8 protein-coding genes are annotated in these 11,149 nt (G+C 41.1%); all 8 read right to left on the reverse strand.

Annotation, left to right across the window (positions count from 1 at the left end; translation table 11 throughout):
• Positions 1-106: 106 nt before the first annotated feature.
• A complete protein-coding gene (locus LQ227_RS19710) occupies positions 107-673 on the reverse strand; it encodes a hypothetical protein (protein ID WP_230144902.1) in 567 nt (188 codons plus the stop codon).
• Positions 666-1,934: a hypothetical protein gene (locus tag LQ227_RS19715; RefSeq protein ID WP_230150662.1), complete on the reverse strand. Its 1,269-nt coding sequence runs from the start codon at positions 1,932-1,934 to the stop codon at positions 666-668. The genes LQ227_RS19710 and LQ227_RS19715 overlap by 8 nt, the downstream gene beginning before the upstream one ends.
• Positions 1,931-3,220: a condensation domain-containing protein gene (locus tag LQ227_RS19720; protein WP_230144904.1), complete on the reverse strand. Its 1,290-nt coding sequence runs from the start codon at positions 3,218-3,220 to the stop codon at positions 1,931-1,933. The genes LQ227_RS19715 and LQ227_RS19720 overlap by 4 nt, the downstream gene beginning before the upstream one ends.
• Positions 3,221-3,438: 218 nt before the next feature.
• Positions 3,439-4,647 carry a glycosyltransferase gene (locus tag LQ227_RS19725; RefSeq protein WP_230150664.1) on the reverse strand — a complete coding sequence of 403 codons (1,209 nt, stop codon included), beginning with the start codon at positions 4,645-4,647 and terminating at the stop codon, positions 3,439-3,441.
• Positions 4,648-4,657: 10 nt separating this feature from the next.
• Entirely contained in the window at positions 4,658-5,857 is a 1,200-nt protein-coding gene (locus LQ227_RS19730; RefSeq protein ID WP_230150666.1) for a glycosyltransferase, read from the reverse strand.
• Positions 5,858-5,869: 12 nt separating this feature from the next.
• Complete coding sequence (locus tag LQ227_RS19735) at positions 5,870-6,634, reverse strand: alpha/beta fold hydrolase (protein WP_230150668.1); 765 nt, start codon at positions 6,632-6,634, stop codon at positions 5,870-5,872.
• The gene (locus LQ227_RS19740; RefSeq protein WP_225876570.1) at positions 6,622-6,870 is read right to left on the reverse strand and encodes a phosphopantetheine-binding protein; all 249 of its coding nucleotides are present in this window, start codon (positions 6,868-6,870) and stop codon (positions 6,622-6,624) included. The genes LQ227_RS19735 and LQ227_RS19740 overlap by 13 nt, the downstream gene beginning before the upstream one ends.
• A gap of 35 nt (positions 6,871-6,905) precedes the next feature.
• The gene (locus tag LQ227_RS19745; RefSeq protein WP_230150670.1) at positions 6,906-11,141 is read right to left on the reverse strand and encodes a type I polyketide synthase; all 4,236 of its coding nucleotides are present in this window, start codon (positions 11,139-11,141) and stop codon (positions 6,906-6,908) included.
• Positions 11,142-11,149 lie beyond the last annotated feature (8 nt).

Genomic DNA, 11,149 nt, shown 5'->3' on the forward strand with positions numbered 1-11,149 from the left:
TCGAGTTTCCGTGTTTCTGCGCTTCCGTGGCAAAATTGGTTTTCTAGTGTTTGGTGGGTAACCAAACAGTGTAAGGATTTAATATATACATTGAATAATAATCCCATTATTGGGCAGATTCTTCACTGCGTTCAGAATGACAGCCGTTTTCAAAATGATATTGCGTTACTGCATCGATCCTAAACCTTCTAATGGCGAGATAAAAAAAGGTAATGGAATATAAACCAGCCAACAATCCCGCACATACAGCAGATGGGGTAATTCCGAAATCGTGATTTTTAGGGAAGGAGAAGTGCAGTACAAGCATCAATCCAAATACCACCAAAATGCTGTACAAGCCATTTAAACCTGCTTTTTTCAATATAAAAGGATAACCCGTAATTTTTTCGTCTATGTTATAATTAATGGCGCCAGCGTGTTGCAGCAGTTTTATTTTTTTTAAAATATCGAGGGTAATCATAAAGGGCAGGAGCAACGACATCGGCAATAAAAACCTGGCCAAATTTTGCTCTCCACTAAATAAATGCACCGAATTTTGCGCTTTAAAAGCAAAATATGGCACTATAGTATTCAATACCGTGTTTGGGATAAGGTGTATCAGCAGGTTTTTGCGCACAAACTTTCGCCAGTTCGACACTTTTGCCTGCTCATCATATTCCACTTTATCAGACATTGACCAGTTCATTTAAATTTTCCTTAATCAGTTCCATTACTCTTTCTTTTATCTGCCAGGCTTCAAATTCCCTCAGGAATGATTCGTTTGACATAAAAGAGAAATCCAGCTGTCCGTTAAAAGTGCTGCATACTAAAGTGTTGGCATTTTTCCATGGGAAAGCAACCGTAGGACTATAAATGGTTTCAATAGAAAAGTGCTGATAATCTTTCGGGATGTTTAAAAGCCCCATATTGCTGAGTGTCACATCGTGCGTGCCCTTGGTTGTTTTCAAAAAGCCGATCATTTTATTTACTGATGAATGGAAATACTCGCTCATGTTTAACAGGTCGTGGACTTTCATTTCTGCTACTTTTGCTTCCAGATCGGTTTTTAAGGTTCGGGTTTTTGTCCAGAAATCATTTTCGCCTTGCGCTAATTTTAACTCTACAATGGGTGCAAAGGCAAACATGGTATCTTGTTTTATGGCTTCTACAAACCGCCTGATATCAACCGGACAGATCACTTTGCCATGGGCTTTAGTGCCTTGTACATGTTTAAAAGCTTCCATAAAGGCCATACAGATGGTGGCATGCACAGTTGTGTTTTCTTCCTTACACTTAATTAATAGGTTTTTGGTATCCTCTGCACTGATTTTCCAATGAACAGCGTAATTGCTCCTGTCTATATTATTGTTTGAAGTAGATTTAAAAAAGAAAAACAAACGGCCAAGCGCTGCAAAAATTTTCCCTTTAAAATGCCCCAACTTACTCATCACAAAATCTTCTGGTAACAGGTCGCGAACAGAAAGAAATGAAGGATATGGAGCCAGATCTTGTTCAGGATCATCAATCAAAGTCATCAGCTCCCGCATTAAATTTAAAATTGTCGTTCCATCGCAAATACAGTGTGGAAGTACGAGCAAAAGATCTGATTCGGTTTCGCCTTTTAACCAAACTAACCTGGCTAATGGCTCGTTTGAGGCATCAAAAAGTTTATACCACTCTATTTTTGATTGAGCCAACCAGCTTTGATCTGTTGGGCGATCAGCAATCCTAATGGGTATTTTGCTGATGTTTTCGTTTCGTACAAAATATGGTGTTTTGCCTGTAGCATCGATATTCATTTGCAGCAGTGGATGTTTCTGCTGGATTTTAAACAGTGCCTTGTGCAAATTTTCTTCACTCATTTTACCCGAAATTTTGGCGCCAAAAACACAGTTTAACGGTGTTTTAGCATCTACATGCATTATTCTTTCGCCTAAAATTAATCTTCTTTTCATGCAGTTGCAGTTAAAATCTCGATTGGTTTTTCAACCTGTTCTTTAAGGATAGCTATTACTTTTTCTTTTATGGCTTCTGCTTCTACAAAAGGAACATAACCTTCGCTAGCCACAAAGGTAAAATCCATTTGATTACGGTAAGTGGAGGCAATCATGGTGGTGGTGTTGCCTAAGGGGCCCATTACCGAAGGGCTGAATATGGTTTCTACTTCGAAGTTTCGATATTGGTAATGGATGTCTATTTTGCCCAGGTTTGAAAACATACAATCATTACTCGATTTTCCATATTTTAAGAAATTAGTAAAGTTGTTTAACGCAGGGTGGCAAGCTTCCATCATCATCATCAAGCTGTAAGGATTAAGTTTGGCCGATTTATCGTTCACATCTTTTTGTAGCGCTTTAACGTTGTCTAAAAAGTCTTTTTCAGGAAATAAAGAAAGTACAATCATTAATCCGAAGGCAAAAATGTGGTCTTTTTTAATAATCGGGTTAAAGTTCCGGATATCAACCGGTAATGATATTTTATTAAATGCTTTTTCTTTTCTCACCGCTTTAAATGCCGTTAAAACAGCAGCGCTTAACAAAGTATTTACGGTGAACTGATTGGCTTTACAAAACTGGATTAGCTGTGTAGTGAAATCCTGATCGAATTTCCATCGGAGCATAAAATCTTTTTTTCGCTCTACAGCTACTTTTTTGATTGGGATAATCCAAAGTGCTAAAGTGGCAATTTTGCCGATTAATCCGTTTTTGGCCCTGTTGCGGTAGCTGTTTAATACCTTTTTCGGAATCACATCCTTTATATCCATAATAGGAATCTCTTTCCCAATATTGGCATCGGGGTCATCTAAAAGCTGAAGTAATTCTGTTAAAATAGAAAGTGCCGAAGTGCCATCGCAAAGACAATGGTGATATACCATCAAAAATTCGGATACGGCTTTACCTTTAACCCATGTAATGCGGCAAAGTGGTGCAATTGAGGCATCAAAAGCGGTTTTCCATTCATAAGTAGATTCCTCCTCCCAATGCTCATCGTTTAATCTATCTACAATGCGAACTGGAATGCTAAAATTTTCGGTAAGATTGGTTACAAACCAAGGCCTTTTACCTTCATCAAAACGTATTGCGGCGGTTAACCAAGGGTGTTTTTTTTGGATTTTGAATAAGGCAAACTTTAAATCATCTTCCTTGATTTCTCCCCTGATTTTGAAAGGTATTACAATGTTAAACGGACTGTTTCCATCTCCGTATAACATCCTTTCGCCAAATAACAGTTTTCTCTTCATTTTTTTTTATTATTCTGAGTTGTCAACTTTCTAGTAACCTGGTTATGCAAGTTGACAACTCTTAAAGTTATGTTGATGCGTTCCTTCATGCTTGCGATTAATTTAGTCGATTCGTCATGCTGTCCCGAAACTTCGGGATCAGCATCTTTCCTGCTATTAAGACCCTGAAATAAATTCAGGGTGTCGACCGAGAAAGGTCTCGAGATGACGGTCGAGGTTTACAAGCTGTTGGTTTCTACAACCTGTGCTGTTTTTGCAAAATCTTCCAACAATTGCACCGCCTTATCGTTACCACCAGCTTCGATAAATGTTTCTTTTATTTTTTGTGCGGCCTGGCGGTATTTCGGGTTTTCTAAAAGCTCGAAAACGGTATCTCTTAAATCGCTGATGCGTAACCTTTTGTAGCGGATGTTTACTCCGCAACCTGCTTGCTCAATCAGTTTAGCCGTATGAAAATGATCGTAGGCGATAGGCGTAATCAACATTGGTAAACCATTGGTGAAGGTATCGTTTACCGTATTAAACCCACCATGACAGATTACCGCATCCATGTGTGGCATCAATTCTGATTGTGGCACAAAACCGTTTACAATAAAATTATCAGGCCATTTTTCAAAAATATCAGGATTGGTTGCCGCCACGATTGTTACGGGCTGGTTTTCGAAAGCAGTGATCAGTTTCTGGAAAAATTCTTTACGAATATCAACCAGCAAAGTACCCAACGAAACAAAAACTTTAGGTGTGGTGACCTGACTTAAACGTTCCCAATCAAAAGGGGCTAAATTTGGCCTGCCTTTTACCGGACCAACAAAATGCATGTGTGGTGGCTTTTCTTCAAAACCTGCAAATGCCTGTGAAGTGAAAACCATATTCAATTCATGTGAATGGATGTGAATATCATCGCTATAAATGCCTACTTCTCTTTGTAAACCTTTAATTAAATTTTGTTGCCATTCGAATATTTTCGGTGCGCTGTTAGCCGTATCGCCCATCACATCGGGTGGTACCGGGGTAGTGGTAACCGATGGTATGCCTTTTAAATGTGCACTTAATGCACCGGCAAAGGTTATGCAATCATTAATAATTACATCGGGTTTCCAGGCATCAACAAAGTTGTTCAGCCCTTTCATCATCATTTTGGCAAAAGGAACATAGGTTTCTTCGAGGGCAAGTTTCATCACCTCCGGACCAGAACACGCAGGGCCATCATCCTGACGTTTTAAAATGCGTTGTATTTCATCAGCATACTCAGTCAGATCTTCTTCAGGGTAAATGAATTCGCCACCTTCAGGTAAATGTACCTGTGCAAGTGGGGTAATACCCAGCCATTTTACTTCATGGCCGCGGGCCAATAAACTTGCGCCAATACTTAAAGTTGGACTGATATGGCCAAAAAAAGGCGGGACAACGAAAAGGAATTTTGACATAATGTATAATTTAACTGATGAATACGTTTGAGGTTTTGTTGCTTAAGGCTTCCAATAAATCGGCGGCACTTTCTGTTCCGCCAGCTTCGATAAAGGACTGTTTAATTTGTTCTGCAGCGATTTTGTAACTGTCGTTCTGCAGCACTTTGTTTACCGCTTCTTTAAGGTGATTGGCTTTAAAACGGTTAAAGTTTAAACGCTCTCCGGCACCTACCCTGAAAACACGCCCAGCTACATGGCTTTGATCGTAAGCTATTGGAATAACGACCATGGGTAAGCCATTCATCAAGGTTTCGCAAACGGTATTGTGTCCGCCATGGCAAACCACAGCATCAAGGTGAGGCAAAAGTTCCAATTGTGGTACCTGGTGCTGCACCGTAAAATTGGCTGGCCATTCCTCAAATAAAGCAGGATCTGAAACGACAACTACATGTAAGTCTTCATTAGCGAAAGCCTCGATTACCTTGGCAAAAAATGCTTTTTTATGCTCATGATCGAAGGTGGTGCCAATGCTGACCAGTATTTTTGGTTTGCTGGTATGAAATGCCTCCCAGTGGAAAGGAATTGTAGTTTTGCGGCGGTTAAAAACGGGCCCTACAAATTTAAAATGCTCGGGTAAATCCATCTCCCCAAAAAAATCTCTGGAGGTAAATACCAAAGTGGCAAGATCAGAGCAGGCAATAGAATCTGTGGTATTTATGCCGAATTCTTTTTGCAGGGCTACAATCTGATTTACTTCCCATTCATGCACTTTGGGCAGTTCATCCATTACTTTTATGGCTGCAGGTGCGGTAACAGATGTAACATAAGGATAGTTTTTATTGCTTGCGGCAATTGCACCGGCAAACATTTGATGATCTGTGATCACCAAATCTGGCTTAAACTGATCGAGTAACTCGGCAATGCCATCATAACTGTGCCTGTTAAGCGGAATCAATACTTCCTCGTACAGAAATTTGATGCTATCGATACCGTAAACAATCTTTTTGGTGATGATATCGAGGTATTTCTCTGAATCTTTTTTCTGTTGGTCGTTTTGGTTGTAACTGATCAACAGCAACTCGCCTCCGGCAGGAAGTTTATCGCCTAATGATTCATCTAAAGTAATCCATCCTACACGGTGGCCTCTTTCAAGCAAGGCAGTACCCATACTTAGCGTAGGGTTAATATGACCAGTTAGCGGAGGAACAACAAATACAAATTTTGCCATGTGTGTTTAATTTTATATTTCCTGAAAGAAGTTTAACAATGCTTCGGCGATTACCAATGGTTGTTGTATCGGGATATTATGATCTCCCGGTATAGCAATTAACGAGGCATTTTTAATCATTCCGTCTAAATGTTTACCAGCATTAAGGCAATTGGAATCGGTACCATACAACAATAGGGTAGACTGTTTTATGGTTTCGATTGCAGGACTGCCAAAAAAGTCTTTTTCGAGTTCCATGTCGGTTTTAATCGAAGTTTGATAAAAAAGGTACTCGTACATGCGGTGGTTACGCTCCATCTGCCTTTTACCCATTTTCACTTTTGTGGTATCAGTGAAGTTTTCAACGTAATGTTCTAAAAATTCGCGACTGTACTCATCAATAATTCCCCTTGTTTTATCGTCATTCGGATCTGGTGCTTCAATTATTGCCAGTTTGTTAATGCGTTCTGGAAAGCGGATGGCCATTTTTAAAGCAATTAATCCACCGAAGCTATAACCACCTAAATGCACTTTTTGAAGGTTTAAAACCTCCATTAATGCAAACAGATCGTTGGTCATGCTCTCCAGGTCGTACCCTTCCAAAGCCTTTTCGCTCATGCCATGACTTTTTAAGTCGTACAGTACCACATGATATTTTGTGGCCAATAGCGGCGCGATATTAAAATAATAGACAGACAGGTTGCTGAACATCCCGTGAACGAGGACGATGGTTTCAGTAGCTTCTTTATTGAGCTCCTGAATGTGAACCGATTTGCCGTTTACCGTTATGATTGGCATTCTTCGATATAAGAGATGATCATGCCTAAGTTTAAGTTGATCAGCTGATCTAAATCCATTGAAGATAACCAGCCCGTAAAATCGATCTGTTCGCCAAAATGCGCTTTGATTTTTTCGGAAAAAGATACAATTTCGATGCTATCCATTTCCAGATCTTTAGTGAAAGAACTTTCAGGGGTGATATCCATTTCTTCAACAAATTCTTCGCCGATTACTTCGGTGATAAATTGTTTCATGAGGTTGAAGATTTCTTCGCTGCTTAATTTCGTAGTTATAGTGTCCATCCGATGATATAGTTTTTATGTTTGATTGTTTTGATTGTGATGTTATTGATGCGCAATTCTTCGCCGTTAATTTCTTCAACGGTATAGGCTTTTGGATTGCCCTGTAAACCTTTGCCCAGGTATTTCCCATAAGCTTCTTTGGCTACCCAGAACCGGGTTGCCCATTCTGTTTTGTCGCGGCTTTCGAGCAGGGCCATTTCGTGATCGTTAAACACAAGATCGAAGAAACCGGCGCTCCGTTCTTCAATATGTTCGATATCGATACCAACAGGTTCGTTAAAACGTGCTATGCCGACGGCATCGGTACCTTTATGTGCAATCGAGATATTGATGTTATCTGTTAAACCACCTTTAACGTAAGGTTTGCGGAATTCATCCGAATAGATTTCGAAGGTGATGGGGTAACAGGCCTGGTTTTTCTGTGTATTCAATAAATTCCGAACGGCATCTTTCGCCGCCACGCGACTGATCATCCAGGTTCTTCTTTTATTGGGTAAGAGGTTTTGGTGGTGCTTTTTCTCTGTCTGGTTGAAATATCTTTTCAGGATAAAATCCCATGATACCACACGCGAATAAGCATTGCCGAAAAGGAAAACGCCAGGTGCAACCTCTTCCGATAAGCGGTTGTGGAGTGGCGACATCGAAACGTTCCAAAGTGGTTCGTCTATTTCCAACCTGCGGTTCTGCCAGCCTGATATAATGAGCCAGGTGATGCCATCTCTTTTCATCACGATATCGGCAGTGGCAAATTCATCGTTTATTTCTGTAAGTACACAGGTACATTCGAATTGTCCTTTCTGATCGGCCATATCGCCAAAAAATTCTATTTCCTGAATTTTAACAGGGAAAGCAATCCGATCTTTTTCTAAAGTAAGTTGAAGCCATAAACCAAACAGTTGACCTGCATTATCAAGCAGTGAGCCTTTTCCGCCAGATGCTTCGATGATTCCTGTAATTCCTTTTTCGCCAACAGCAATCAGTTTTTTGATGCCCTGGTAATCTGGTCCATGGAACATGTGCGCATCGTAAATCTGTGCAGCAGTACGGTCGATATCCAATAATTTTCCAATATCGAAAGTTCTTTTCGGAGCAGGGCTTAACTGTGCAGCTAACCGCACTTCTGCATTGGCAAAACGTTCCAGATTAAGGTAAACCCTTTGCTCGTCTTTCCATTCGCCAGTTACGGTTTCCTGAAAAGGTTTAACCACGTTCATCCATTGGAAAACCCGCATGTTCATGATTTTCTGTACCTTTTCTTCAGGCGACTGCGCGTTGGCGATTTCAGCAAACACTTCAAAAATCATGGTCATTGGAATTACCGGATCCATATCTTCTACCGTTGGCCAGCCTTTTGGTTGCCTCAATAGGGAATGATCGATCAGGTAAGGGCAGTTCTCCAGGCTCACATCAAGTTTTTGGCTAAAAGGCTGCCTTATGGGTTTTATTGGTTTGGTTGGTGCCCAGTTGCTCGGCTGATCGACCTGTAAAGCTGCATTTTCGAACAGTTCGATCATTTCGCTCTGCATGTTGATCATTTCCATCACATTCTCATTAAAGGCTTGTAAAACCGGATGTTTAGCCTCCACAAAAGTTTTAGCTTGTGTGGGCGGAGCTTGTTTAATGGTTAAGCCTTTAAGTGTTTGCAGGTTATGGATAATCGGCGAACCCAGTTCGAGTTTAATGCCTTTATTTTTTTGCGGTGGGGTTGATTTGATATTGCCCAAATAATTAAGACCAATTTCTTTTCCTTCAATAAAAAGTGCTGCCAAAACTCTTTGTAACTGCGTAATGCCCGAACGGATCGGCACATTGGCACTAATGGTACTGATTTCTTTTCCCCTTAACGTATCGTCGATAAAGCCGACTAAACCACCAGAACCAACCTGAATAAATACACGTGCACCTTCTGCATATAACTTTTCAGTAAGCTCACGGAAACGAACTGGTTTAATCAGGTGTTCGGCACTTAACTGACGGATGGCTTCGAAACCTTCGGGATAAGTTTCTAAAGTAGTGGCCGACCAAAGCGGTGTAGTGGTTTTTCGAAACTGCATATCCTGCATGCCTTCGAGAATCAAACCCAGCTTATCTGCTACAAATGGAGAATGGAAACCCGATTGGAAAGGCAAAATCTGATGAAAAATCTGTTTCACCTTTAATATCGGAACCAGTTCATCGAGTGCGATTTTGCTACCGCAAAGGATGACCTGTTGCGGGCAATTATCGTTAGAAAGGTATAAATCGGGAATGCTTTCGATGATGGGTTGAAGTGTATCTAAACCGCAACCCACGGCAATAAAACGCGAATCTTTCAGTTCAAAAGTTTCGGGGTTAAGCACATTCAGTAAATTCATTACCGAACTTTCTTCTGCCAGTTCTGAAGATCTTGCTGCAAGCCATTCGCCGAGGCTGTGCCCTGCATTCATATCAGATTTAATGCCCAATTGCTTTAAAGCCTGATCTAAAACGCTGCTTTTGTTCAATATGTTGAGTGCCTCGCTTAAAAGACCATCCTGTTTTTCGTTTTCGTCGATACTGATATTGAAATAATCGGCTACCGATTTGATTTCGCCACCTGCAAGTCCATCTAAACCCGGAAAAACAAATGCTATTTTTCCATCGTTTGCCAATAGTGGTGCGTTGGTGTACCAAATGTCCTGTTTATTTCTCCAGGGAGAATTTTTAGCCACAATTTTTAAGGCTTTTTTGATCCTTTCGGAGCTTGGATTAAATAATACCAAACGGAAATTTCCATTCCCAATGCTATAATCTCCATTTTCGAGCGATTCGATCAAGGCCTCATGACTTGGCCTTGCGATGACCAATACTTCATCTTTTTTAGGCGTATCATAAGCAGTTAATACCACATGGGCATTTATCCCACCAAAACCGAATGCATTTACAGCTGCCAGTTTTGGCAAACCCGATTGGTTCCAGTCTATCGCTTTTTGCACGGCAGAAAAACGGGTTTCGGCCAGTTGTGCTACAGGTTCATCACAATGTAAAGTAGGGGGGATGATACCATGATATAAAGCCAGACTCGATTTGATCAATCCTGCTATACCTGCTGCGGGCATGGCATGGCCGATATTCGATTTTACAGAACCGATACCTGCTTTTGGCAGATCTGCATCCTGACCAAAAAACTGTTTTAAGGTTTCTACCTCAGTTTTATCGCCAAGTGGTGTGCCTGTTCCATGGGCTTCTAGATAGCCGATATTTTTACTTTCCAGTTCTGCGTTTTTCCAGGCTTCGGTTATGGCTTTTAGCTGGCCTTTAACCGATGGACTCATTACGCTGGTTCCGCTGCCATCGCTGCTGATGCCCACGCCTTTAATTATTGAATAAATTTTATCCTGATCCCTTATGGCATCTTCGAGGCGTTTGAGTACAACAAAACCACAACCTTCGCCAATAATCAATCCATCGGCGTTTTGATCGAAAGGTTTTATTTTTTCTTGTTTGGATAAAGCGCCCAGCTGAGAAAAAATGCTCCAAAAGGCTGCATTCTGGCCTAAATGTACACCTCCTGCAATAATCATATCGCAACGACCACTATTCAGCTCCTGCACGCCATGATCAACCGCGATGAGCGAACTGGCACAGGCAGCGTCCAAAGTAAAAGCCAGTCCGCCTAAATTAAGCCGATTGGCTACCAGTGAGGCTACTAAATTAGGGATCAATCCCATTGCGGTATCAGCACTAAAACGGCCTTTGCGCAATTGAAACTCGTGTTTTACCTTTTCAATTTCTACATCGGTAAGTTGTGGCATCAAGTCTTTTAATATACTCGAAATCTGCTCGCCAGTTCTTACAATTTCGATGGCGCGGGTTGCCCCAGGCCCCACATAATTGCCTTTGCCAATAATGATCCCGGTTTTATCGAGGGAATATTTTTTTTCGAATACTGATGCATCTTCTAATGCCTGGTGAACCAGATCCAAGGTCAACAGATGATCGGGTTCGGTACCTTCAACAGCCAAGGGTAAAATTCCGAAGCGTTGGGGATCAAATTGATGATCGGGAATAAAACCTCCTCGATTGCAATAAAAACGATCTACCCCGCTAACTGCTTTGTCGAAATGCACAGGATCAATCCGATCAGCCGGAACCTCTTGTGTAGAATCTACGCGGTTGATAATATTCTCCCAAAAGGCCTGCATATCTTTTGCACCCGGAAAAATGCATGACATTCCAATAATTGCTACGTCGCTTTTCTTCATCTGCTGTT

Source organism: Pedobacter sp. Bi27 (assembly GCF_918698255.1).
Lineage (GTDB): Bacteria > Bacteroidota > Bacteroidia > Sphingobacteriales > Sphingobacteriaceae > Pedobacter.

Excerpts from the sequence above, each read along its gene's own strand:
- LQ227_RS19715 (WP_230150662.1), bottom strand. The coding sequence starts at position 1,934 with ATGAAAAGAAGATTAATTTTAGGCGAAAGAATAATGCATGTAGATGCT.
- LQ227_RS19720 (WP_230144904.1), bottom strand. The coding sequence starts at position 3,220 with ATGAAGAGAAAACTGTTATTTGGCGAAAGGATGTTATACGGAGATGGA.
- LQ227_RS19740 (WP_225876570.1), bottom strand. The coding sequence starts at position 6,870 with ATGAAACAATTTATCACCGAAGTAATCGGCGAAGAATTTGTTGAAGAA.
- LQ227_RS19710 (WP_230144902.1), bottom strand. The coding sequence starts at position 673 with ATGTCTGATAAAGTGGAATATGATGAGCAGGCAAAAGTGTCGAACTGG.
- LQ227_RS19730 (WP_230150666.1), bottom strand. The coding sequence starts at position 5,857 with ATGGCAAAATTTGTATTTGTTGTTCCTCCGCTAACTGGTCATATTAAC.
- LQ227_RS19735 (WP_230150668.1), bottom strand. The coding sequence starts at position 6,634 with ATGCCAATCATAACGGTAAACGGCAAATCGGTTCACATTCAGGAGCTC.
- LQ227_RS19725 (WP_230150664.1), bottom strand. The coding sequence starts at position 4,647 with ATGTCAAAATTCCTTTTCGTTGTCCCGCCTTTTTTTGGCCATATCAGT.
- LQ227_RS19745 (WP_230150670.1), bottom strand. The coding sequence starts at position 11,141 with ATGAAGAAAAGCGACGTAGCAATTATTGGAATGTCATGCATTTTTCCG.